This is a genomic window from Albidovulum marisflavi, assembly GCF_025751435.1.
GTDB lineage: Bacteria > Pseudomonadota > Alphaproteobacteria > Rhodobacterales > Rhodobacteraceae > Albidovulum > Albidovulum marisflavi.
This window is the reverse complement of the sequence record NZ_JAOWKY010000006.1, coordinates 213410-237587: the sequence shown is the minus strand read 5'-3', so window position 1 is coordinate 237587 and position 24178 is coordinate 213410. Positions and strand designations below refer to the sequence as shown.

Annotated in this window: 21 protein-coding genes; 7 read left to right on the top strand and 14 right to left on the bottom strand. The window is 63.9% G+C overall.

The features are described 5' to 3' along the window. Nucleotides 1–4: 4 nt before the first annotated feature. From OEW28_RS18310 to cysS, 4 genes are read right to left on the bottom strand one after another with little or no spacing between them, the layout of a single operon-like run. Nucleotides 5–775 (bottom strand): squalene/phytoene synthase family protein, encoded by a 771-nt coding sequence (locus OEW28_RS18310; protein ID WP_263736243.1) that lies wholly within the window; start codon nucleotides 773–775, stop codon nucleotides 5–7. Continuing rightward, nucleotides 772–1482, bottom strand: a complete 711-nt coding sequence (locus OEW28_RS18305; protein ID WP_263736242.1) for a class I SAM-dependent methyltransferase — start codon at nucleotides 1480–1482, stop codon at nucleotides 772–774. Before OEW28_RS18305 ends, OEW28_RS18310 begins: the two co-directional genes overlap by 4 nt. After that, nucleotides 1479–3101 carry a citramalate synthase gene (cimA, locus tag OEW28_RS18300; RefSeq protein WP_263736241.1) on the bottom strand — a complete coding sequence of 541 codons (1623 nt, stop codon included), beginning with the start codon at nucleotides 3099–3101 and terminating at the stop codon, nucleotides 1479–1481. Before cimA ends, OEW28_RS18305 begins: the two co-directional genes overlap by 4 nt. Further along, nucleotides 3101–4555 carry a cysteine--tRNA ligase gene (gene cysS, locus OEW28_RS18295; protein ID WP_263736240.1) on the bottom strand — a complete coding sequence of 485 codons (1455 nt, stop codon included), beginning with the start codon at nucleotides 4553–4555 and terminating at the stop codon, nucleotides 3101–3103. Before cysS ends, cimA begins: the two co-directional genes overlap by 1 nt. A 241-nt stretch (nucleotides 4556–4796) precedes the next feature. Here cysS and OEW28_RS18290 point away from each other — a divergent pair, with 241 nt between their 5' ends. After that, the gene (locus OEW28_RS18290) at nucleotides 4797–5975 is read left to right on the top strand and encodes a pyridoxal phosphate-dependent aminotransferase (protein WP_263736239.1); all 1179 of its coding nucleotides are present in this window, start codon (nucleotides 4797–4799) and stop codon (nucleotides 5973–5975) included. Nucleotides 5976–6046: 71 nt separating this feature from the next. Here the strand turns inward: OEW28_RS18290 and OEW28_RS18285 are convergent, their stop codons facing one another. After that, entirely contained in the window at nucleotides 6047–6667 is a 621-nt protein-coding gene (locus OEW28_RS18285; RefSeq protein WP_263736238.1) for a DUF6778 family protein, read from the bottom strand. 191 nt (nucleotides 6668–6858) lie between these two features. Between OEW28_RS18285 and OEW28_RS18280 the strand changes: the two genes are divergently transcribed. Further along, on the top strand, nucleotides 6859–7704 hold the full coding sequence (locus OEW28_RS18280) for a TPM domain-containing protein (RefSeq protein ID WP_263736237.1): 846 nt from the start codon (nucleotides 6859–6861) through the stop codon (nucleotides 7702–7704). 42 nt (nucleotides 7705–7746) lie between these two features. On the opposite strand, the gene OEW28_RS18275 is transcribed toward OEW28_RS18280, so the two are convergent. Then, nucleotides 7747–8334 (bottom strand): outer membrane protein, encoded by a 588-nt coding sequence (locus OEW28_RS18275; RefSeq protein ID WP_263736236.1) that lies wholly within the window; start codon nucleotides 8332–8334, stop codon nucleotides 7747–7749. Between the two features lie 264 nt (nucleotides 8335–8598). Between OEW28_RS18275 and OEW28_RS18270 the strand changes: the two genes are divergently transcribed. Genes OEW28_RS18270 through OEW28_RS18255 form a run of 4 tightly spaced genes read left to right on the top strand, consistent with a single transcriptional unit; the run spans nucleotide 8599 to nucleotide 11921 of the window. Beyond that, nucleotides 8599–9348 carry an SDR family NAD(P)-dependent oxidoreductase gene (locus OEW28_RS18270; protein ID WP_263736235.1) on the top strand — a complete coding sequence of 250 codons (750 nt, stop codon included), beginning with the start codon at nucleotides 8599–8601 and terminating at the stop codon, nucleotides 9346–9348. Next, a complete protein-coding gene (locus OEW28_RS18265) occupies nucleotides 9348–9980 on the top strand; it encodes a hypothetical protein (protein WP_263736234.1) in 633 nt (210 codons plus the stop codon). Before OEW28_RS18270 ends, OEW28_RS18265 begins: the two co-directional genes overlap by 1 nt. A gap of 46 nt (nucleotides 9981–10026) precedes the next feature. Then, entirely contained in the window at nucleotides 10027–10968 is a 942-nt protein-coding gene (locus OEW28_RS18260) for an alpha/beta hydrolase (RefSeq protein ID WP_263736233.1), read from the top strand. After that, nucleotides 10965–11921: a DMT family transporter gene (locus OEW28_RS18255; RefSeq protein ID WP_263736232.1), complete on the top strand. Its 957-nt coding sequence runs from the start codon at nucleotides 10965–10967 to the stop codon at nucleotides 11919–11921. Before OEW28_RS18260 ends, OEW28_RS18255 begins: the two co-directional genes overlap by 4 nt. Before the next feature lie 5 nt (nucleotides 11922–11926). Here the strand turns inward: OEW28_RS18255 and OEW28_RS18250 are convergent, their stop codons facing one another. The 8 genes from OEW28_RS18250 to OEW28_RS18215 form a co-directional block, all read right to left on the bottom strand. Beyond that, nucleotides 11927–12763 carry an alkaline phosphatase family protein gene (locus OEW28_RS18250; RefSeq protein WP_263736231.1) on the bottom strand — a complete coding sequence of 279 codons (837 nt, stop codon included), beginning with the start codon at nucleotides 12761–12763 and terminating at the stop codon, nucleotides 11927–11929. Further along, nucleotides 12760–14397, bottom strand: a complete 1638-nt coding sequence (locus tag OEW28_RS18245) for an ABC transporter ATP-binding protein (protein WP_263736230.1) — start codon at nucleotides 14395–14397, stop codon at nucleotides 12760–12762. The genes OEW28_RS18250 and OEW28_RS18245 overlap by 4 nt, the downstream gene beginning before the upstream one ends. Beyond that, nucleotides 14390–15223 (bottom strand): ABC transporter permease, encoded by an 834-nt coding sequence (locus tag OEW28_RS18240; protein ID WP_263736229.1) that lies wholly within the window; start codon nucleotides 15221–15223, stop codon nucleotides 14390–14392. The genes OEW28_RS18245 and OEW28_RS18240 overlap by 8 nt, the downstream gene beginning before the upstream one ends. Beyond that, nucleotides 15220–16176 (bottom strand): ABC transporter permease, encoded by a 957-nt coding sequence (locus OEW28_RS18235; RefSeq protein WP_263736228.1) that lies wholly within the window; start codon nucleotides 16174–16176, stop codon nucleotides 15220–15222. Before OEW28_RS18235 ends, OEW28_RS18240 begins: the two co-directional genes overlap by 4 nt. 10 nt (nucleotides 16177–16186) lie before the next feature. After that, complete coding sequence (locus OEW28_RS18230) at nucleotides 16187–17773, bottom strand: ABC transporter substrate-binding protein (protein ID WP_263736227.1); 1587 nt, start codon at nucleotides 17771–17773, stop codon at nucleotides 16187–16189. Between the two features lie 155 nt (nucleotides 17774–17928). Beyond that, nucleotides 17929–19515: an ABC transporter substrate-binding protein gene (locus OEW28_RS18225; RefSeq protein ID WP_263736226.1), complete on the bottom strand. Its 1587-nt coding sequence runs from the start codon at nucleotides 19513–19515 to the stop codon at nucleotides 17929–17931. A gap of 99 nt (nucleotides 19516–19614) precedes the next feature. Further along, the gene (locus OEW28_RS18220; RefSeq protein WP_263736225.1) at nucleotides 19615–21621 is read right to left on the bottom strand and encodes a CocE/NonD family hydrolase; all 2007 of its coding nucleotides are present in this window, start codon (nucleotides 21619–21621) and stop codon (nucleotides 19615–19617) included. Beyond that, entirely contained in the window at nucleotides 21618–22532 is a 915-nt protein-coding gene (locus tag OEW28_RS18215) for a LysR substrate-binding domain-containing protein (protein ID WP_263736224.1), read from the bottom strand. Before OEW28_RS18215 ends, OEW28_RS18220 begins: the two co-directional genes overlap by 4 nt. 98 nt (nucleotides 22533–22630) lie before the next feature. Here OEW28_RS18215 and betC point away from each other — a divergent pair, with 98 nt between their 5' ends. Continuing rightward, on the top strand, nucleotides 22631–24139 hold the full coding sequence (gene betC, locus OEW28_RS18210; protein ID WP_263736223.1) for a choline-sulfatase: 1509 nt from the start codon (nucleotides 22631–22633) through the stop codon (nucleotides 24137–24139). Nucleotides 24140–24178: the final 39 nt, after the last annotated feature.

Genomic DNA, 24178 nt, shown 5'->3' with positions numbered 1-24178 from the left:
CCCTTTACCAACGCCCCGAAATCGCCCGAAGCGCAAGGGTCGCGCGCCGGAGCGCCTCAGACGTGGCAAGACGCCCTTCGGCAACACGGGCCGGTTCACGAATGGCCAGCGAGAGCAACGCGTCCGCCTGCCATCCGGGCAAAAGCGCGGGGGCGACGGCTGCGGGAACAAGCCGGCGGGCGGCGCGTGCCCGGCCTATGCGCGCCCTGCCCTCGCGCGCCAACGCAACCACTGCCGAGGCTCGGCCGTCCGGTAGCGGCTGGCGTCCAGCGGCCTCAAGCGCGGGAATGGCCCGGAACCAGCTTGCAAGCCCGGCACCCCACGCAAAATCGCGCACGACCCGCTCTGCCCGGTCATCGGCGCCGAGGATCCGTGCGGCTGCCCACATAATGTTGCCCGACGTGGCATCCAGGTAGGCTGCGAGGTCTTCACCGTCTTCGAACGGGTCCGGCCAAGCGTCCCGTCGTCGCGCCTCCGCCGCACCCAACATTAGCATCCTGAGATCGGGCACATCCGACAGAAGCGGAGAGAGTTCAGACAGCGCCAGCGAAGCGCCACGTTCGGACCAGGCGCCTTCGATCGCATCGACCCACCACTGCAGGCGCATCTCGGACACCATCGGTTCAGCCGATGCCCAGGGCGCGCGGGCAATTTCGAGGTTCAGCGCATAAAGCGGCCACAGCCGCGCACGCACTGCGGGCGGTGCGGCCATCGTGGCGGCAAAACGGTCCGGGTCCCCCCGTTCCACAGTCGCCGCAAGGGTCGACACGCTCATTCCGGCGACACCACGCAAAGCAGATAGGCGATCTGGTCTGGGGCGACACGCCAGCGGGCGAACTCTGCCTCGGCCTCGTCCAGAACCTCGGCGAGATCGGGACCCGCGCCGGTCCGAAGCCTCGCCGCGCGCCCCATCAAGGGCATGTAGTAGTCCAACCATGCCCTGCCGGTTACCTGGCGCGTCCCCAGAACCCGGTAGCCGGTCGCCTCGATCCGCTTGACCAGCGCCGCCTCGGTTCCGACACCGGGGTAGTCGCGCCAGAACGCCTTTGCGGCGGGCGACGGCGGGTCGGACAGGAACACGGGTTCGGAAAAGGCGATCGCGCCCCCGGCGGACAGCGCGCCGCGCCAGCCATTCAGCGCAGCCTCGACCCCCAGGAAATAGATCGCGCCCGCGCACCAGATCAGGTCGACAGGTCCCGGCAAGGACCGCATATCCCCGACCCGCACGGTGACGCGCGGTCCAAAGCAGGCAAGCCGTTCGCGCGCCTCATCAACCAGATGCGGCGTCACGTCGATCGCATCGATCCGGGAATTCGGCAGGCTTTCGGCAAGGGTTTCGCTGTCGGCACCGGGACCGCAACCTGCGTCCACGATACGCGCGGGTTGCTGGATCAGGGACAGCGCCCAGGCCACATCCTCTGCCGTTCCCGGCCCCTGTCTGGGGATATCGCGGTGAAGCTCGAAGAACGCGTCCTCGGTCATGCCGCCTCCGCGCCGTCGCGCACGAGTTTCCAAGTGATCGCATCCAAGAGCGCCTCGAAGCTCGCATCCACGATGTTTGGGCTGACACCCACGGTGGACCAGCGGCGGCCGGCGCTGTCTTCGCTGTCGATGATCACACGGGTAACCGCCTCGGTTCCCCCTTGCGTGATGCGCACCTTGAAGTCGACAAGCCGCATGTCGTCGATGCAGGCCTGATAGGGGCCCAGGTCCTTGGCAAGCGCCTTGGCCAGGGCGTTGACGGGGCCGCGGTCGCTTCCGGTTTCGTCCATGCTTTCACTCACCGAAAGCATCTTCGCACCGCCGATCTTCACGACAACCACCGCCTCGGACAGGGTGATCATGCGGTCGTACTTGTTCTTGCGACGCTCGACCGTGACACGATATCGCTTCACCTCGAAATACCGGGGCAGGATGTCCAGTTCACGACGGGCAAGCAGTTCGAACGAAGCCTGCGCCCCGTCGTAGGAATACCCCTGATCCTCGCGCGTCTTCACGACGTCCAGAATACGGGCCAGCGCAGGGTCCTTGGGCGCGACCTCGATCCCGGCCGCGGACAGTCGCGCGCGCAGATTCGATTGGCCAGCCTGGTTGGACATCGGAATGACGCGGCTGTTTCCCACGGCCGCGGGATCAATATGTTCGTAGGTCGAGGGGTCCTTCAGGATGGCGCTTGCGTGCAGGCCCGCCTTGTGGGCAAAGGCCGAGGCGCCGACATAAGGGGCCGACCGCAGCGGCACGCGGTTGAGGATGTCGTCCAGAAGGCGTGAGGCCTTGGTCAGCCCCAGCAGCGCGTTCTCGCTCACCCCGGTGTCAAAGCGGCTGCGATACGGCTCCTTCAGGATCAGCGTCGGGATCAGCGACGTCAGGTTGGCGTTTCCGCAGCGTTCGCCCAGACCGTTCAGCGTTCCCTGAATCTGCCGCGCGCCGGCGTCCACGGCTGCCAGGCTGGCAGCGACCGCATTGCCGGTGTCGTCGTGGCAGTGAATGCCAAGGCGGTCGCCGGGAATGCCCGCTGCAATCACCTCGGCCGTGATGCGCCCGACCTCGGCGGGCAAGGTGCCGCCGTTCGTGTCGCAAAGAACAATCCAGCGCGCGCCGGCATCCGCCGCGGCTTTCAGGCAGGCGATGGCGTATCCGGGGTTGGACTTGTAGCCGTCAAAGAAGTGTTCGGCGTCGAAAAGAGACTCTCGACCCTTGGCCGCGCAATGCGCGACCGAGGCACCGATGCTTTCCAGGTTTTCCTCAAGCGTGATGCCAAGCGCGGTCGTGACGTGGAAGTCGTGGGTCTTGCCGACAAGGCAGACAGCCGAGGTGCCTGCGTTCAGGACCGCCGCCAGCACGTCGTCGTTTTCAGCCGAGCGGCCCGCGCGCTTGGTCATGCCGAAGGCGGTGAAGGCCGCGCGGGTCTGCGGGCGGCTTTCGAAGAAATCGCTGTCGGTGGGGTTCGCGCCGGGCCAGCCGCCCTCAATGTAATCGACCCCCATGGCGTCGAGCGCCTGCGCGATCTGCCGCTTCTCTGCGACCGAGAACTGCACGCCCTGCGTCTGCTGCCCATCGCGCAGCGTGGTGTCGTAGAGGTAAAGGCGCTCGCGGGTCATTACAAACCCCACAGACGCGCTTCATCAAAGTCAGGCATCAACTCCCAAGTCGCCCCATCCGGAGTGTCCTTCACGATAACCCCCACCGCCAAAAGATCGTCTCTTATCGAGTCTGCCTTCCTGAAATCCTTGTCCTTGCGCGCGTCAGCACGAACCTGAAGAAGAGTGGAAATTCGCTCTTCCACTGTCTCGACATGTCCTTGGGCTCGCATGACGTATCCGCGTGCCAGTTCTGCGTTCATCCGGCCTGTAACGGCCCGCCAAGCCCAGTCTTCCAGTTGCGGTGTCAGCAAGCCAAGCAATTCCGCCGAAGCCTTCAACCCTGCCAGATCTCCCTCACCGGCCAACTTGTGCATTTCCGCGATTCCACCGGCAGTATTCAGATCATCGGCAAGCGCGGCAAGAACCGACGGCGCGGGAGTCGTCGCGGGCTCGACGTCCTCGACCAGACCGCGCCATTTGCGCAGAGTCGCTTCTGCCTGCTTGGCCTTCTCCTCCGTCCAATCCATCGGCTTCGAATAATGGGTGGAAAGGAACACGAAGCGGATCACCTCTCCGGGGATGCCCTTGTCCAGCAGATCCCGCACGGTGAAGAAGTTGCCCAGGGACTTGGACATCTTCTTGCCCTCGACCTGCAGCATCTCGTTGTGCATCCAGACGCGGGCGAAGCTGCCCTCGGGGTGGGCGCAGGCCGACTGGGCGATCTCGTTTTCATGGTGGGGGAATTGCAGGTCGATCCCGCCGCCGTGGATGTCGAAACTGTCGCCCAGCAGTTCGTGGCTCATGGCCGAGCATTCGATGTGCCAGCCCGGCCGCCCGCGGCCCCAGGGACTGTCCCAGCCCGGCAGGTCGTCGGTCGACGGCTTCCACAGGACGAAGTCCATCGGGTCTTCCTTGAACGGCGCGACCTCGACCCGCGCGCCCGCGATCATGTCGTCAACCGACCGGCCCGACAGCTTGCCGTATCCTTCGTAGGACCGGACGCGGAACAGCACATGGCCGTCCTTGGCATAGGCGTGGCCCTTGGCGATCAGGTCCTCGATCATCGCGATCATGGCGCCGATCCACTCGGTCGCGCGCGGCTCCCTGGTTGGGCGCAGCGCACCGAGCGCGTCCATGTCGTCGTGATACCAGCGGATCGTTTCCTCGGTCCGCTCGCGGATCAGGTCTTCAAGGCTGCGCGGATCGCCCAGCGACTTGCGGCGCTGCGCCTCGGCGTTGATCTTGTCGTCGACGTCGGTGAAGTTGCGCACATAGGTGACATGATCCGCGCCGTAGACCTGCCGAAGAAGTCGGAACAGCACGTCGAAGACGATGACAGGCCGCGCATTGCCCAGGTGCGCGCGGTCATAGACCGTGGGTCCGCAGACATACATGCGCACGTTCTGCGGGTCGATTGGGTCGAAGACCTCTTTCGCGCGGGTTTTCGTGTTCGTAAGCCTGATGGTCGTCATGCCAGTTCCTTCGCGCGCAGGCGTCCCGCGGCGGGCATAACGTGTTCTCTTTGAGTTGAAAACAGGGAACCGCCCGCCTGACGATGTCAGCCGGTAATGCAGGTGGTGCAGTGAATTGGGGGGCGTTCCATGCCGACTGAGTAACGCATTTCACAAAGCCTGCCAAGCGCGCATCTTTGCGCCGGGACTTGCGCTTTGCCGGGTTCCGTGATCGGCTGCGCCCGGTTTCAAGGAGGCGCCCATGAAGCTTGCACAACGCGTGACACACATGGCCGGGCACGGGTCCGACGGCTGGGAGATCTATTACGCCGCGCGCGACCTCAGAGCCGCCGGCGTTCAGGTGATCAACCTGACCATCGGCGAGCACGATGTCAGCACCGATCCCGCCATCCTTGGCGCCATGTACGAAAGCGCGCGGGCGGGCAACACCGGTTACACGATCGGCGCGGGCAAACCCGTGCTTCGCCGCGCCATCGCCGAAAGGGTCGAGGCGCGGACGGGCGTGCGGACCCGGCCCGAAAATGTGATCGTTACGCCTGGCGGTCAGGCCGCCCTGTTCGCGGCGCATATGGTCACGCTGGATGCCGGATGCCGCGGGCTTTACTGCGACCCCTACTACGCCACCTACCCCGCGACGATCCGCGCGACCGGCGCGACGGATGTCGCCGTGCCCACCTTGCCGGAAAACGGCTTTCAGCCGGAACCGGATGCGATTGCATCCCTTGCGGACAATGCGCGCACCCTTTTGATCAACACGCCGAACAATCCGACGGGCGTGGTCTATTCCCGCGCGACGCTGGAGGGCATCGCCCGGGTTGTACTGGATCGTGACCTTTGGCTGATATCGGACGAGGTCTACGACACCCAGATCTGGTCGGGCGAGCATCTGAGTCCTCGTACCCTGCCTGGCATGGCCGACCGGACGATCGTCATCGGGTCGCTGTCGAAAAGCCATGCAATGACGGGGTCGCGCATCGGCTGGCTTGTCGCCCCGGAAGAGATCGTGTCGGCCGTCGCAGACCTGGCGACGAACACGACCTACGGTATTCCGGGCTTCATCATGGACGCCGGCCTGTTCGCCCTGGGCCTCGGCTCCGACTTCGAAGTAAGGATCGGCGCGCCGTTCCGCCGCCGCCGCCAGATCGCACTGGACGCGTTTGCGGGTTCGAACAAGTTTCGCCTGGTTCCTTCGGGTGGGGCGATGTTCGTCATGCTCGATGTGCGTGCGACCGGGCTTTCGGGCTTTGACTTCGCCTCACGCCTGCTTGAGGCCGAACGGATCGCCGTCATGCCCGGCGAAAGCTTCGGGTCGGCCGCGGCGGGACATGTCCGGATTGCAATGACGGTTTCCGACGACGCCTTCAGGGACGCGCTGACGCGCCTGCTGGCATTTGCCGAAACGCTGACTGTGACCGCGTGAGCGCTGACCATCAGTTCCAAAAGAAAAAGCCCGGTGGTTGAACCGGGCTTTTCATCACCACTTGGGCCGTTTCATCCGCCCAGACGCTGGAATTCGCTCCGGGGATCCGAGCCGATGTTCAGCCAGCCGCGGAAGGTCTCGACCAGGTGCGCGGTGATCTGGGATCTCTGCGTCTCCCCCCGGGCACGAGCATCCTTCATCTGCTGCCCAGCCAGCGCGGGAAGCGCGGCTTCGATAAACTTGGGGCCGAACAGAACGGCGCCAGTCCGGGCGTCGACCACCTGGGCCGTGAATTCGATGTTGTGAACCCCGGCGTTTGAAAGCCGGGTCTCAGCCTCGAACGTCAGCGCGTGGAAGCGGGCAAGCGAAATGTCGATGATGACGGGTTGGCCGCCCTTCAGACCGCGACCTGCGATGGTGGCCGCGTTCTTGACGATTGCCGCCACCTGGGCCTTGCGATCACCCTCGGGATCTTCGCGCCACACGATATCAGCATGGGGGAAAAGCGATTTCGCCTCGGATACGACAAGTTCGTCCGGCACGGTCACGCGCACATCGGCCAGGCGCCAGTTCCTGGACACCTCTGCCGCGACAGGGGCATCGTAGCGCGTGTAAAATGAGGCTGCACACCCGGCGAGAAGGAAGGCTGCGGCGACCATCGCGCCACGCATGAAAGTACTCTTGAGGCTCACTGTACGCTCCAAAGCAAGTCGAAAATCAGTTTCGTTATACGGCCAAACCCGGCAAAAGTTCGACCAACCGAGCAAAAACTTGGACACTTGATCAAAATGCAACATTTTGCGCGACCCGCCACCGATGTGCGCAGACCTTTGAATTCCTTTCATTCGGTGTGAAGGTAAGGGCCCCTCCCCGGAGTTTCCCGATGTCGCGCCTGTTTCTCATCTTCTCTTTCGTCTTCGCTGCCACCATCGGACCTTTGCGGTCCGAGGTTTATCCCGCATATTCCGACCTTTTCGTTAACGACCTTGCCGAAGTCATCAATCCCGTTGTCGAACAACGGATCCGCGACGAACTTGCGCGCCTGAAGGCCGAAACCAGCGTGGAGGCAACGGTTCTGACGCTGGCGTCCCGTGGCCCATATGCACCAGACATGCCGCTAGAGACCTTCGCGACCGGCCTGTTCAACAGCTGGGGAATAGGATCGGCCGAGCGCAATGACGGCATCTTGATCCTTGTTGTGATCGATGACAGGGAAATGAGGGTGGAGCTGGGATCAGCCTACAGCCAGGATTTCGACACCATCGCGCAGGACATCGTCACCCGCTCGTTCCTGCCCTCGTTTCGCGCCGGAGACTACGGCGCGGGCATGGAACGCGGCGTGGCAGAGATCGACAAACGGATCGCGCGCCGACGGGCCGCCAATCTTGGCCCGCTTCCGGAAACGCCGTTTCCAACGCCGAAGCTGGTGCCTTTGGTCGCAGTGTTCCTTGTTGCGCTTTACCTGCTGCGCCGTCGCCTCTTCGATTTCGGCCAGAGGCTGCGCGCCTGCCCCAACTGCGGACGGCGAGGACTGCTCCGGCACCGTCATACGTTGCGACACGCCACGGAACAGCAAGGCGGGATCGAAAGGATAAGAACCACTTGCCCGTCCTGTGACTGGAGCGACGAAACCGAAAGATCGATTTCCCGCATCACACGCAAGAAAGAGTCGGCCGCAAAATTTGGCGGCGGCCGGTCCTCGGGCGGCGGCTCAAGTGGAAAATGGTGACAGGGGGCCTGAGCCCCCCGCCGATTTACGGACTTGCCGGCCCTAGAACCTGAAGCCCAGGTTCACGGCTGCCGTGGTGGCCCGCAGGTCCGATCCCGTACCGTCGAAATCATTGAAGCGGTTGGTCAGGATTTCGCCGCCAACCGTCATGCGGTCGGTCAGCGCGTAGTCCATGCCGATGCCGGCGTACCAGCCGTTGTCGCTCAGATCGGCGCCACCGATGGTCGCGTCGGCCCGGGCTGCACCCGCGGTCGCATAAACCAGGGTGTTGCCAAAGTCACGGCCCGCACGAACGCCAAGCCGGGCGATGGAATCCACCGAATCCCCGGTGGCATCAAGGTCGATGTCGGTAGCGTCGTAGTTCCCGGCAACACCAACGACCCAGTCGCCAAGGTCCCAATCGTAGCCACCGCCGATACCGTAGGTCATGCCGTTTCCGTCAGACGGATCGCTGACATCGCCATATCCGAGCCGGCCGGTGACGTAGGCACCCGTCCAGTCAGCGCCGGTCGCCATGGGAACGACAGGCTGAATTACGGGCTCGGAAACAGGCTCTGAAAGTCCGCCGGCAAAGGCGGGTGCCGCAGCCGCAACAGAGGCGGCAAGGGCAACGTAAGCGAGCTTTCTCATTTCGTTCTCCTGTCTGCTCATTGTGTCGCAACGCCAGAAACTCACGTCCTGCCGCTGCGATACACTCTCACCTAGATCACTTGGCGCGATTGCCAACGGCCGTCCGAAGACGCGCCGGATCGCAAGCCAGAGACCGCCCCCGGCAGGCCAGTTCGTGCCGATCACGATCACGTGTCGGCCGAAAGCCGCCGCTATGGACAGACAGCGCCGGCGGTATTAGTCTCATTTTTTGAACGCCTGTTCATTTAAGGAGCGAAAGCGCGGATGCAGCTTGAAGGGAAATCGGCAATCGTAACGGGTGCGGCATCGGGGCTGGGCGCGGCGACCGCACGCGCATTCGCGGTCGCGGGCGCGCGGGTCACGCTTTTCGACCGCGACGAAGAACGCGGTTCCCAGCTAGCCCGCGAAATCGGAGGCTGCTTTGCCCAGGTCGACGTTACAGACGAAAGCTCGGTCGCAGGCGGCATCGCGGCGGCAAGGAACTTTGGCGCGGGCGCTCTTCATGTGCTGGTGAATTGCGCCGGCATCGCGACGGGTGAACGCATCGCCGGACGCGATGGTCCGCACGCGCTAGAGACCTTCCGCCGCACCATCGACATAAACCTGACGGGAAGCTTCAACACGATGCGACTGGCATCGGCAGAAATGGCGCAGAACCCTGGAGAGGAACGGGGGGTAATCGTCAACACCGCCTCGATCGCCGCGTTCGACGGACAAAAGGGACAGGCCGCCTACGCCGCGTCCAAGGGCGGGATCGTCGGATTGACCCTGCCAGCCGCCCGTGACCTGGCATCGCTTGGCATTCGCGTCTGCGCCATCGCGCCCGGTATCTTCGCAACGCCCATGATGAAAGGGTTGCCGGAGGACGTGCAGGACAGCCTTGCCGCCGAGGTGACCTTTCCCAAGCGGTTGGGCGATCCGGCCGAGTACGCGGCGCTTGCCCGCTTCATCGTCGAGTGCGGATACCTGAACGGCGAGGTCATCCGCCTGGATGGTGCGCTGCGGATGCGCTGATGGCCCGACAGAACCGCGTCACGCCCGAGGGTCAGATCATCGCCGTCCCCACGCGCGGGATGTTCATGGGCAACAGGGGCATCCTGCACGACGCGGAGGGCCGGATCGTCACGCCATTCCGGCTGCGCGCCTGGATCTGCTGCCTGACCTCTTTCAAGGGACGTCAGCGCAAGGTCATGAGCCCCGGCCACTACACCGAGCTTTTCTTTCTGGACGAGGCGACGGCGCTTGCCGCAGGGCACCGACCTTGCGCCGAATGCCGCCGGGCCGATTACAACAGGTTTCGGGCGGCCTGGGCCCGTGCCAGACTTGGCGATGACCCGCGCGCACCAGAGATCGACCGGATGCTGCACACCGCGCGGATCCGACCGCGCACTCACGAGAAACTCGTGCATCGTGCACCGTGGCAGGGCCTGCCCGACGGCGCCATGGTGCGCCTGACCAACGGGCCTGCGCTTGTGCTTGGCCCGCATCTGCTGCCCTGGACCGCCGGAGGGTATGCCGCCGCCCTGCCCCGCCCAGGCACAGGCGACGCCGCCGTTCTTACGCCTGCCCCCATCGTCGCGACACTTTCCGCGGGATACGCGCCGGAACTGCATTCTTCCGCCGGTGCGATGTCGCAATCGCGCTAGAAACCAGCGCGAACGCTACCGAAACTCACCTGTATATGGGGTGCCGATGACCGACTACGCGAAGCTGATATCCGACGAGATCTGGGCCTTCATCCGCAAGACCCAGGCCAGCTATCCCGACGACACCGCCAGCTTCTCGATCGAGGATCAGCGCAGAGTCTACGATGCCATGTGCGCGAGCTTCCGCGTGCCCCACCCGCCGGGCGTCACGACGACCGACCGCAGCCATGCGGGCGTACCCTGCCGGGAATACCTTTGCGGTGATGCCGATGTCACGGTCGTCTACTTTCACGGCGGCGGATATGTCGTCGGCGGGCTGGAAAGCCACGACGATGTCTGCGCCGAGATATGCGCCAGGACCGGCTACCGCGTCGTCTCCGTCGATTACCGTCTTGCACCCGAACACCGCCATCCCGCCGCTTTCGAGGATTGCCGCAACGCCACCCGCGCGATCCACCAGGCGCATGGCGGCTCGATCATCCTTGCCGGCGACAGCGCAGGTGCAAACCTTGCCGCCGCGACAGCCCACGCACTGCGCGGAAGCGGGGTCCCCCTGATCGGGAAGGTTCTGATCTACGGCGCGTTTGCAGATACGATCGGCACTACCGGAAGCTACGCGACCCATGCGCAGGCCCCCTTGCTGACCCGCGATGACATGGTCTTCTACCGCGATATCCGCATGCCAGAGGGGCAGTCCACGAAGGGCGACCCGACCGCGGCGCCCTTGGCGGATACCGACTTCGCCGGCCTTCCGCCTGCATTCCTGCTGGCGGCCGAGTGTGATCCGCTTTGCGATGACAGCCCAGACTACGCATCCCGCATCGCAGCGGCGGGCGGGCGCGCTCACTGCGAAATCGCACCTGGCCTTGTCCATGGCTTCCTGCGCGCGCGGCACATGTCGCCGCAAGCCGCAGCCGCCTTCGACCGGATCACCGGCGCAATTGCCGCATTCGGCCGCGGCGAGTTCCCCTTGCCCGAAATCCGATGAGCGAAGCGCCCGCTCCTCGGATCGGCTGGACCGACATTCCGATGGTGGGCATCGTCGCCGTAGGCATCTCCACGATCTTTTTCGGCTGCGTGCCATTCTTTGCCCGCAGCCTGACCGAAGCGGGAATAGCGCCACCCGCCATCGCGTTCTTCCGCTACATGTTTCCCGCCATAGCGTTTCTGCCTTTTCTCAAGCTGAAAGGCGAGCAGGGCAAGGCGAGCCTTTGGGGCTATTTTTCGGGACTGGCCGTGGGGCTTGGATGGGTCGGCTATGTCAAGGCGCTGACGCTGATGCCGGTGTCGGCGGCGGGTGTCCTTTACATGACCTATCCGCTGTTCACGCTGGTCGTGGGCTGGCTTCTGTTTTCCGACCGGCCCAGCCTGAGGGCCGCGGCCGGCGGCGCCCTGATCCTTCTGGCTGCCGGGCTTGCGGCCCGCTCTACCGGCTCCGCCGCGCCGGTGGCGCTGCTCGCGATCGTATTCGCGCTGGCGGCGCCCTTGGCATTCGGCATTTCGATCAACGTTCTGGCGCGCAAGCTTCATGTGTTGCCACCCGTGTCGCGCATCGGCATCTTTGCCATCGGCTCGGCCTCAGGTCTGGTGCCGCTGATCCTGACCTATCCGACCGAGGCGGTGCTGCCCTCAACCTCTGACCAGTGGATGCTGGCGCTGTCGCTGGGCCTGTTTTCGGCGCTGATCCCCCAGATTCTGTACACCGTCTTCGTGCCGAAGATCGGCGGCGCGAAGGCCGCCGCGCTCGGCAGCATCGAACTTCCCACGATGTTTGCGGTGGGTTGGCTGGCCTTCGGCGAAGCGGTCGGCCTGCGTGAGGTGCTGGCCGGCGCGCTTGTGCTGACCGCGATACTGATCACGCCCTCACGCAGGCCGCTGCCATCGCTCACCGCGACCATGGCGGCCCCCCGGCGGCGGCGCTGGTTCGGTCCCAGGTTCTAGCCCCCTCAGGCCAGGAAGGGCGCGGCCCTCATCGTCTCGGGGATCGGCACGCCCAGCCGGTTGAGCACCGTCGGCGCAAGCGCAAGCTGGTCCAGCACGACGTCCGGTGACGGCCCCTCGGCCGAACCGAAGTAGTACAAGGCAAAATCGCGCTGATCAGGCCCCGTTCCACCGTGATGGCCACGCGCGTCCTGCCCGTGGTCGGCGGTCACGATCACCTCGTACCCGGCGCTGCGCCAGCGGTCGACAAAGGGCGCGAGCGTCCCGTCCATCTTGGCGCAGGCGTTGTCCATCTCTTCGCAGTCGTGGTAGAAACGGTGCCCCATGCTATCCAGCGTGCATGTATGCAGGAGGCCGTAGTCGATGCCTTTGAACTCGCACAGCCGCGTCAGCGTGCCGAACAGGTCATAGTCGGCGGGTGTCATCTGGTTGATGTTGCCGTAGCCATGCATCGTGTGAAAGCGGCCGTGCGTGATCGGTCCGTCGGGCTCGTCGTACTCGATGTCGCGGACCACATCGAAGGGGGCACGGTTGAAGAACTCCGACCAGTAGCTGTGGGTCACGGCCCCGGTTTTCAGGCCGGCCTTGGTCGCCTCTGAAAAGATGTCGGGAAACTCAAGCCGCCGTATGTCGGCGTTGTCCCAGATCCGGTGGACCTGGGGCACAAGCCCGGTGTGGATCGAGGCATAGCAGCAGGCCGAGGTCGACGGCAGAACCGACCGCATCCGCCAGACGCGCGCCTCCCCTGCCTCCACCCAGCCCTCAAGGTTGCCGAAAAGCCTGCGCCAGTTGGCGTAGGGAACCCCATCAAGGATGATGAGCAGCAGTTTGTTGTGGCTCAATTTCCCGCACTCTCCATTCGGCGGTGGGCCAACACATGCTCCAGCCAGCCGAGCTTCATCTCTGGAACCGACGACAGCAACAGGTCGGTATAGTCGTCGAAGGGCGGCGTCAGCACGTCGGTCTTGCCGCCGTAGCGCTGGACCGCGCCCTGGTACATGACCGCAATGGAATCCGCGATGGACTTTACCGTCGCAAGATCGTGGGTGATGAACAGGTAGGCGACGCCCTCGATCCTTTGCAGTTCCAGCAAGAGCCGCAGGATCCCCGCGGCAACCAGCGGGTCAAGGGCCGATGTCACCTCGTCGCAGATGATCAACTTGGGCTTGGCCGCCAGCGCGCGCGCGATGCAGACGCGCTGCTTCTGCCCGCCCGAAAGCTCTGCCGGATAACGATCGATGAAACCCTTGCCCATCTCGATCTCGTCCAGCAACTCCTGGACGCGCTTGCGCTTTGCCTCGCCTTTCAGGCCAAAGTAGAACTCAAGCGGGCGGCCAATGATCGTTCCGACGGTGTGGCGCGGGTTCATCGCAACGTCGGCCATCTGGTAGATCATCTGCAACTCGCGCAGATCCTCACGCTTGCGGTCCTTGAGTTCCGCCGACAGTTCCCGACCGGCAAAGCTGATGCGCCCCTTGGAAGGCGGAAGCAGGCCGGTGATCGCGCGCGCAAGCGTCGATTTTCCCGATCCGCTTTCGCCCACCACGGCCAGAGTCTGACCGGGGTAAAGCTCGACGCTGACATTCTTGAGAACGTCGAACTTGGTGCCCTTGTAGCGCGCGGTGACGTTTTCGACCTTCAGCAGAGGTTCGCCCGCAGGTTTCTTTTCCTCGTGCAATATGGCGTGAACCGAAACAAGCGCTTGTGTATACTCTTCCTTCGGGGTCTCGATGATCTGGCTCACCGTCCCGTATTCAACGGTCTTTCCGTGGCGCAGAACCATGATGTCGTCCGACACCTGCGCAACGACAGCCAGATCGTGCGTGATGTACAGCGCGGCGACTCCGGTCGCGTGAATCGCCTCCTTGATCGCAGCAAGGACGTCAATCTGGGTGGTCACGTCCAGCGCCGTGGTCGGCTCGTCGAAGACGACCAGATCAGGCTCGGGACATAGCGCCATCGCGGTCATCGCCCGTTGCAGCTGCCCGCCGGAAACCTGGTGCGGATAGCGGTTGCCGAAGGTTTCGGGGTTCGGCAGTCCAAGCTTCTTGAACAGTGTCACCGCGCGCTTTTCGGCCTCCGCCCGGCTGGCCAGGCCGTGCATCAGCGTGGTCTCGATCACCTGGTCCATGATCTTCTTGGCCGGGTTGAAGGCGGCCGCCGCGGACTGGGCGACGTAGGTGACTTCATGCCCGCGCAGCGCGCGCAGTCCAGCTGCGCGCATCCTCAGAATATCGCGGCCATTCACGAATACCTCGCCACCGGTGATGCGCACCCCGCCGCGGCCATAGGCCATCGAGGAAAGCCCAATGGTCGACTTGCCGGCGCCGGACTCCCCGATCAGGCCAAGGACCTTGCCCTTTTCCAGCGTGAAGGACACGCCATGCACGATCTCGATATCCTGCGGTGCTTCGCCGGGCGGATAGACCGTCGCCCCGATCTTCAGGTTGCGGACGTCCAGGAGAATGTCAGGCACCGCGGCCTCCTTTCAGCGAGGTGGTGCGGTTCAGGATCCAGTCCGCCACCAGGTTGACCGAGATCGCCAGCGCCGCGATGGCTATCGCCGGGACCAGCGCAGCAGAGATGCCGTAGACCAGTCCTTCCTTGTTTTCCTTGACCATCCCGCCCCAGTCGGCCAGCGGCGGCTGCACACCAAGCCCCAGGAACGACAGGGTCGAGATGAACAGCACCGCGAAGATGAAGCGAAGCCCCAGTTCCGCGACAAGCGGCGACAGCGCATTGGGCAGGATTTCCCGCAGCACGATCCAGCGCGTGCCTTCGCCCCGAAGGCGCGCGGCCTCGACATAGTCCATGACCACGATGTCGACCGCGACGGCGCGCGACAGACGGTAGACACGGGTAGAATCCAGAAGCCCGATCACGATCACCAGAACCGGAAGCGTGACCTGCATCACCGACAGGATGACCAGCGCCAGGATCAGCGAAGGCAGGGACATGAACAGATCGACGATGCGCGACATCACCTGATCGACCCATCCGCCAAGCACCGCGGCCGTGAAGCCGAGGATCGATCCCGTGGCGAAGCTGACGATGGTTGCGGCGGTGGCCAGAAAGATCGTGATCTGGCAGCCGTAGATCATGCGGCTTAGCAGATCGCGGCCGATGTTGTCGGTGCCCAGCAGGTACTGCGAGGGCTCAGCTGACCAGAAGGGGGTTTCCCAAACGTCGCCCACGGTCTGGTTCAGGCCGTAGGGGGCGATGACATTGGCGAAGATCGCCGTGAGGAAGAAGGCCGCGGTCAGGATAAGACCGATCATGGCCGAAACGGGAATGCGGCTCATTTCGGGTGCCTCAGTCGCGGGTTGGCAAGGATGGAGATCACATCGGCCATGATGTTAAGGCCGATGTAGACCGCCGCGAAGATAAGCCCGCAGGCCTGCACAACCGGCAGGTCGCGCTTGGTCACGTGATCGACCAGGTACTGCCCCATGCCGGGATAGACGAAGACGACCTCGACCACGACGACGCCCACGACCAGATAGGCAAGGTTCAGCATGACCACGTTCACCACCGGCGCGACCGCATTGGGGAATGCATGGCGCGCGATGATCACGAAGGGGCGCAGCCCCTTGAGTTCTGCCGTCTCGATATAGGCGGACTGCATGACGTTAAGGATCGCAGCGCGCGTCATGCGCATCATGTGGGCAAGAACCACCAACACCAGCACCATCACCGGCAGCGCGATCGCAGACAGCTTTTCACCCAGGCTCATGCCGGCATAGATCGTCGAGATCGGCGAAAAGACCCGAAACTGAACGGTCAACAGATACATCAGCAGATAGCCCGCCACGAACTCTGGAAGAGAGATCGTGGAAAGCGTGATCCCCGAGATCAGCTTGTCCGGCCAGCGATTGCGGTAGCGTACGGCGATCAGGCCAAGAATGATGGCCAAAGGCACCGAGATGATCGCCGCCCAGAATGCCAGGAACAGCGTGTTGCCCAGCCGTTCGCCAACCGCCTTCGAAATGCTCTGTCCGTTCGTCAGCGCGGTGCCAAGATCCCCCTGGAGGGCAGCGAACAGCCAGTTGAAGTAGCGTGTCAGTGCCGGTTCGTTCAACCCCAGCTCTTCGCGCAGGTTGCGAAGCGAGGTTTCGGTGGCGGACTGGCCCAGGATGGATTGCGCCACGTCGCCAGGCAGAAGCTCCACCCCGATGAAGATCAAGGCCGACGCGGCAAGGAGCAGAACCAGGCCCAGCGATACTCGCTGAGCCACCAGTTTCAAGATGGGATGCATTCCATACGCCTCAGGCCAGCCAGCACTTGACGTGCGCGCGACCGTTCATCAGTTCGCCATTGGGGTCGGAACGCCACCCCGCGATCGTTTCGCTGACACCCTCGACGAAGTCGTTGAACATCGGGCAGATCAGCCCGCCCTCGTCGCGAAGGATGTGGGCCATCTCAGAGTACATGGCCTTGCGCTTGGCGTTGTCCAGTTCCGCCCGCGCCGCGATCAGAAGGCTGTCGAACTTCTCGTTGCTGAACTTGGTGTCGTTCCATTCGGCGGTCGACAGGTAGGCCGTCGAATACATCTGATCCTGGACCGGACGCCCACCCCAATAAGAGGCGCAGAACGGCTGAACGTTCCAGACATCGGACCAGTAGCCGTCATCCGGCTCGCGCTTGATTTCCAGCGGGATCCCTGCCGCAGAGGCCGTCTGCTGATATAGTTGCGCGGCCTCGACCGCTCCGGGGAAGGCCCCGGAGGCCGTGCGCAGAATGATCGGGCTGCCGTCATGTCCCGACTTCTTGTAATAGAACGCCGCCTGCTCGGGATCGTATTCCCGCTGCGGGATCGTGTCGTCGAACAGCGGATAGGCCGAGTTGATCGGGAAGTCGTTTCCGACCGAACCGAGACCACCCAGAACCTTGTCCACCAGCTCTTGACGGTTGATCGCCAGCTTCAGCGCCATCCGCAGGTCATTGTTATCAAACGGCGCCGCGGTGCAGTGCATGATGAAGACATAGTGTCCCCTGCCTGGTGTCGCGTGCACGAGGATGCCTGGCGCCTTTTTCAGCAGGCCATAGACCTTGGGGTCCACACGGTTGATCATGTGCACCTGACCGGCCTGAAGGGCGGCCACGCGCGCGGTCGTATCGTTGATGACCAGGATCTCGGTCTGGTCCGCGTGACCAATCCTGTCGTCCCAATAGTTGGCGTGCTTTTCGAAGCCGTGGCGAACGCCCGGCTCGTTGACCACCACCTTGTAGGGGCCCGCACCGATGCCGGCGGCCGGATCGTCTTTGCCGCCGTTCGGCTGGATGATCAGGTGATAGTCGCCCATCAGGTAGGGAAGGTCGGCGTTCGGCGACTCGAGCGTGACAGTGAACATGTCACCCTCGGCCTTCATCGATTCGATGCCCTGCACGATGCCGAGCGCGCCGGACTGCGAGTTTTCGTCCGAATGGCGCTGCATGGTGGCCAGCACATCTTCGGCCGTGACGGTCTTGCCGTTGTGGAATTCGACACCCTTGCGGATCTTGAACATCCACGTCTTGGCATCCGGGCTGGAAGAGACCTCTTCCGCGATGCGCAAGTCCAAATTGCCGTCGGCATCGACGTCCGTCAGCATCTCGCCCCAGGTCATGTTCACGGCAAAGGGAACCTCTGAAGCCGCGAGCGCCGGGTCAAGCGTGTTCGTGCTTTCGCCGCCCTGCATGCCCATGCGGATCATGCCACCCTTTTTGGGCTCCTGCGCCTGGGCGGCACCGGCCAGCAGCGTGTTGGCCATGGCCGCGGACATCCCAAGCGCCCCGGCCCGCCCTAGAAACGCGCGGCGGCTGTGCTTGCCCTGCGCAGTTCGATGAAGCAGGTACCTCAGTTCGTCGTTCATGCGGACCTCCCCTGGTCAGGTTCTTGTTCTGGTTCGTATTGGGTAACGAGCGACTTGCAACAATCAAACAAAATGCGCAGCCCGGGCGAAACAAAAAATACACCCAGGGCGTCGCCCGGCCCCGCAAGGCCGGGCGACAAGATCACGTCGCGCTATCAGGCAAACCAGGTCTTCTGCGAAGCCCAACCACCCATCATCTCGTAGTTCGGATCTTCCTGCCAACCCGCGATGGCATCGCCATGCGCGTCGATGAAGTCGTTGAACATCGGACAGATCAGGCCGCCTTCTTCCCACAGGATCTGCGCCATCTTGGAGTAGATCTCCTTGCGCTTGGCGGTATCTGTCTCGGCGCGTGCCTCAAGCAGCAGTGCGTCGAACTCCGGGTTGTTGAACTTGGTGTCGTTCCAGTCTGCGGTCGACAGGTAGGCCGTCGAATACATCTGGTCCTGCACCGGACGCCCACCCCAATACGATGCGCAGAAGGGCTTGACGTTCCAGACGTCCGACCAGTAGCCGTCGTCCGGCACGCGCTTCACCTCAAGCGGGATGCCCGCGGCCTGGGCTGTCTGCTGGAACAGCTGCGCGGCGTCGACCGCGCCGGGGAAGGCGCCATCGGCCACCAGAAGCTCGATCGGGCTGCCGTCATGTCCCGACGACTTGTAAAGTGCTGCCGCCTTCTCGGGGTTGTACTCGCGCTGCTCAAGGCTGTCGTCGAACAGCGGATAGGCCGCGTTGATCGGGATGTCGTTACCGACGCCGCCGAACCCGTCAAGGATCTTGTCGACCAGTTCCTGACGGTTGATCGCCCATTTCAGAGCATTGCGCAGGTCCTTGTTGTCGAAGGGCGCGGTGTTCGTGTGCATGATGAACACATAGTGCCCGCGGCCCGAGACGTTGGTGACATTCACGCCCGGCGCGCGCGACAGCAGCTTCGCCACCTTCGGGTCGATCCGGTTGATCATGTGGACCTGGCCGGACTGAAGCGCCGCCGTCCGTGCCGTCGAATCGTTGATCACGATGATCTCGACGCCGTCATAGTAGCCGCGGTCCTGGTTCCAGTCGTCTGCGTTCCGCTCGAACACGTAGCGGACGCCCGGCTCCGCCGACACGACCTTGTAGGGGCCCGTCCCGATGGCTGCGGTCGGGTTGTCGACGCCGCCGCCGGGCTGGATCAGCAGGTGGTAGTCGGACAGGAGGTAGGGAAGGTCGGCGTTGCCCGTGTCCATCGTCAGCACGACATTCTGGCCGTCGACCTCGATGCTGGCGATGCCCTGCATGATGCCAAGCGCGCCGGACTTGGAGTTTTCATCGGAGTGGCGGCGGAAGGTGGCCGCAACATCCTCGGCCGTCATGTCTGAGCCGTCGTGGAACTTGACGCCCTGACGGATCGCGAAGGTCCAGACCTTGCCATCGTCGCTGACGGAATAGCTTTCGGCCAGGGCGGGTTCGATCTGCCCGTCGGCGGTCACGTTCACGACCGTGTCGCCCCACTGGCGGTTGATCGAGAACGGCACCGGGCTGTCGGCCAGACCCGGATCAAGCGTATCGGTGGTCTCACCGCCGTATAGGCCCATCTTGAGGATGCCGCCGCGCTTGGGTTCCTGCGCGAAGGCAGCGCCGCCCATGGCTGTCGTGCCCAGAGCGGTCGCGACGCCGAAGGCCGCAGCGCGACCCATGAAGCCGCGACGGGTGATCCCCATTGCGTCCAAGCGGTCGAGCAGGATGGCGAGTTCGTCTTTCATTCTCTTCTCCCTAGAGGTTTTGTTGATTGTTGAGTCAATAATGTCGGCTCAGGCGTTCGGGTCAAACAAAAAATTCCGATCCTGCACCGCGCCACTCGTTCATACATGATCACGCGGGATCTCGGCGTTGAAATCCCGGTGAAACACTTCCTGGGTCCCCTCCCAGGCGCGCAGCGTGGCGCTTAGATGAAACACCTCATGCCCGGCGGTCATTCGGGCGCTGATTTCGGTTCGCGCCGACCAATCCGCGCCACGCGCAAGTCTTTGTTCCCATTCTATTTCCAGGCGCGCCGACAGCGGATCCACGGGATCTATGCTCCACCGCTCTCGCACGGTGTCGCCGAAGGTCCAGCCGTGATCGAGGTTCTCGCAATCGCCTCCGTCGGCTTCCATCACAAGGGTGCGGCGGCCGGTGATGATGTCATGCTCAACCCTGCGGACGTATGCTTCGGGGCGGATCACCCGGTGGGCCCAACCCGGGGCCGCCTCCGCTTCCGGGAACGCCCATTCGTCGCCAGTGCTACCCATGTGAACCGGCAGATCCAGCGACCCGCCCGTCAATGTCAGCGTCGCGGACTCCGCGCTTGGCCAGACGAAGGGCCAGTAGGTCGTGGACAGAGCCAGCCGCAGACGGTGACCCTCGGACAGCCGATAACCCATCTGGTCCAGCGCGAATGCGACGTCCACCTCTTGCCCGACCGGAAGGTCGCCGGGAAACTCCATGCTGTCACGATGGCACAGGTTCAGCATCCCGTGGCAGATCCGGACCGCACTTCCGTCCGGCGCGACGTCGCACAACCGGGCCACGACAAAGGCGCGGGGTTTGTCGGATGACACACGAAGTCTAAGGACCGCAGCCCCCAGAAGGTCAAGCGGCGCTTCCAGCGGCGCGCTGTCGAAGCAGATCGACAGCGCATCCTCGGTCGCCTGATCGCCCGGCATCTCGCCGTTGCCACCCATCGGAAAGAACTCACCCGCGTGAAGTCCCAGGTGCTGCGGTGTCCGCACGGGCACCGACAGCGCCCCCGCCTGCCCGCCCAGCACGCCGCCCGCCGACAGCGGCATCATTCGCCGTGTCACGCGGTCGGTCGGCCACGACGACTCGGCCACCCAGTGGCCGGAGCGGAATGCCGAATTTGCATCGGGCGGCGCGGAATGCAGCATGTAGGCGCGATAGGCAGGATCGTCCTCCGCCCCGTTCGGTACATCCTTCAGCCAGCGGTCCCACCAGCGCAGCGCCTCTTGCAGGAAGCCGATCGCGGGACCGGGCAGCGCGGTGTGCGGGTACTGGTGGACCCAGGGACCGACGATTCCCTTGACCGGGACCTTCAGGTGTTCGAGCAGGTGCGAAACCGTGTTCATGTAGTTGTCGGCCCACCCGCCAAAGGACAGGACCGGCGCCGTGACCGATCCGTAATCCTCGCACAGCGAGCCGTGCTTCCAGTAATCGTCGCGGCGCTGATGCCGGAACCAGCGTTCCGCGAGGAACGGCTGGGCCTCAAGCCGTTCAAGCCAGGTGTCGCGCCACGAGTTTCCCGCCAGCATCGGATCGGGCGGACGCGAGGCATAGGACATCATCTGCGCCGTCCAGCCGAAGTTTTCGCCCAGAAGGCATCCACCCTTGTAGTGGATGTCGTCGGCGAAGCGATCCACGGTCGAACAGACCGTCACAACGGCCTTCAGCGCGGGAGGCCGCCGCATCGCGGTCTGCAGACAGTTAAAACCGCCCCAGCTTTTTCCCATCATGGCGACCGCGCCGCTGCACCAGGGTTGAGCGGCAAGCCAGGCGATCACCTCGCAGGCGTCCGACAGTTCCTGTTCGGTGTATTCGTCCTCGATCAGCCCTTCGCTGTCGCCACAACCGCGCATGTCGACCCGCACGGCGGCGTAGCCGTGGCCCGCGAAATAGGGGTGCATCAGTTCGTCGCGCGGAAGGGTCATGTCGCGCTTGCGATACGGGATGTACTCCAGCACCGCCGGAACCGGATGTTCGGTCGCATCGACCGGCATCCACACCCGCGCAGATAACCGGCAGCCGTCGGCCAGCACGATCCCCATGTCCGGGGTTTCGAATATCTCGCGCGGAAACTTCTCAAGCGTCTTCATTTGCCCCCCATCGCGGCGCTGTTCCCGGATCTCGGACCGGCAAGGGATGCGTCGTCCGAGCGGCGCAGCACCTTGGAAAGCCAGCCCGCGAAATCCTGAACCGATTGTCCAGGCCCCTCGACCAGCCAGTAACCCCTGTCGCCAAGATCGACGGCCTTTCCTGCCGGCACCAATGTCCCTTCAGCCATCTGTGACGCGATCAGCGGCAGCCACCCAAGCGCCACGCCCTGACCATGGACTGCCGCCTGAATGACGAAATCGTACGTGTTGAGTCGAATGTCGCCCGGCCCCGCGCGATAGGTCTGCCCCGTCGCAGCGAACCACTTGCCCCAGGTCATCCACTGCGCGCCTTCATGCGCCTCAAGGTGGATCAGCGTGGCCCCTTGCGGCCCGTTCACAGCGGCGGGGTGGCCGGGCGCACAGACAGGCATCACGCGTTCCGGCATCAGCAGGCGCGCCGTCGCGGGCATCGCCGCCGCCGTACCGAACCGAATGGCCACCTCATCCTTTCGGGGCATGCCGGGTGACTGCGTGGCGACGATCTGCACCTGCAAGTCGGGTTGGGAAAGCCGGAACTCCCCCAGGCGCGGCATCAGCCAGAACCCGGCGAAGGCGAAATCGGTGACGATGCGCAGCGCACGCGCACCACCCAGTGCGCCGATTTCATCAACGGCCGCCTCGATCTCGGCCAGGGCGGGATCCAGCGCGCGCCAGAGAATCGTACCGGCCTGTGTCAGGGTGCACCCATCGGATGACCTGTCGAACAGCGTGCACTTCAAGCCATCTTCGATCTTGCGCAACTGATAGCTGACAGCGGGCTGGCTCATGCCCAATGCCGCCGCTGCCCGCGTCAGCGACCCATTCCGGACCACCGCGGCAACGACATCAAGGGCTCCCAGGTCAAACTTCATCATAAATGCCCTTTATGACACTTACAGAAAATCATTGACTTTTCTAACCGCACTATATCCTGCTTTAATGGGAAAGCTAGATACTTCCGAGGAAAACCATGGCCAAGCCAAACATCCTGATCCTGATGGTCGACCAGCTGAACGGGACGCTGTTTCCCGATGGCCCGGCGGACTGGCTGCACGCGCCGACGCTGAAGGCACTGGCGGCGCGTTCGGTCCGCTTCGCCAACACCTACACCGGCTCGCCCCTTTGCGCACCGGGGCGTGCATCCTTCATGTCGGGCCAGCTGCCCTCGCGCACGCGCGTGTACGACAACGCGGCAGAATTCGCCTCGGACATCCCGACCTTCGCCCATCACCTGCGCCGCGCGGGCTATCAGACCTGCCTGTCGGGCAAGATGCACTTCGTCGGACCCGACCAGCTTCACGGATTCGAAGAACGCCTGACAACCGACATCTACCCCGCCGACTTCGGCTGGACGCCCGACTACCGCAAGCCGGGCGAGCGTATCGACTGGTGGTATCACAACATGGGTTCGGTCACCGGGGCGGGCGTTGCCGAGATCACCAACCAGATGGAGTATGATGACGAGGTCGCCTACAACGCCACCCGCAAGGTCTATGACCTCGCGCGCGGGGGCGATGACCGGCCCTGGTGCCTGACCGTCAGCTTCACCCACCCGCACGATCCCTACGTCGCACGCAAGAAATACTGGGATCTGTACGAGGACTGCGAACACCTTCTGCCCGAGGTCCCGGCGATGCCCTACGAGGCGCACGATGCCCACTCCAAGCGCATCTTCGACGCCAATGACTGGAAGAACTTCACCATCACCGAGGACGACATCCGCCGGTCGCGCCGTGCTTATTTCGCCAACATCTCGTACCTCGACGACAAGATCGCGGGCATCCTCGAGGCGCTCGAGACCACGCGACAGGAGGCGGTCATCCTCTTCGTGTCCGATCATGGCGACATGCTTGGCGAACGCGGGCTGTGGTTCAAGATGAACTTCTTCGAGGGGTCCGCCCGCGTGCCGCTGATGATCGCTGGCACCAACGCCGAAGCGCGTCGCGTCGACACGCCCATTTCCACGATCGACGTGACGCCCACGCTTTGCGATCTGGCCGGCGTCAGCATGGACGAGGTCAAGCCATGGACCGACGGAGAAAGCCTGCTGCCGCTGATGGGCGGGGCGGAACGCACCGCGCCGGTCCTGATGGAATACGCGGCCGAGGCGTCCTATGCGCCGCTGGTTTCGCTGCGCGACGGGCGCTGGAAGTACAACCGCTGCGCTTTGGACCCCGACCAGCTCTTCGATCTTGTGGCCGACCCGCAGGAGCTTGTGAACCTTGCCGGGGACCCGGCCCATGCTGACACGCTGGCCAGGCTTCGCGCCCGGTCCGAAGACCGCTGGGACCTTGCCCGCTTCGACGCAGAGGTGCGTCAAAGCCAGGCCCGCCGCTGGGTCGTGTACGAGGCGCTGCGCAACGGCAACTACTTCCCCTGGGACTACCAGCCTCTCCAGAAGGCGTCGGAGCGCTACATGCGCAACCACATGGACCTCAACATCCTTGAGGACTCCAAGCGCTTCCCCCGCGGGGAATAGGCAGGCACCCCCGCCCGGCTGGAACAGTTGGGCGGGGGA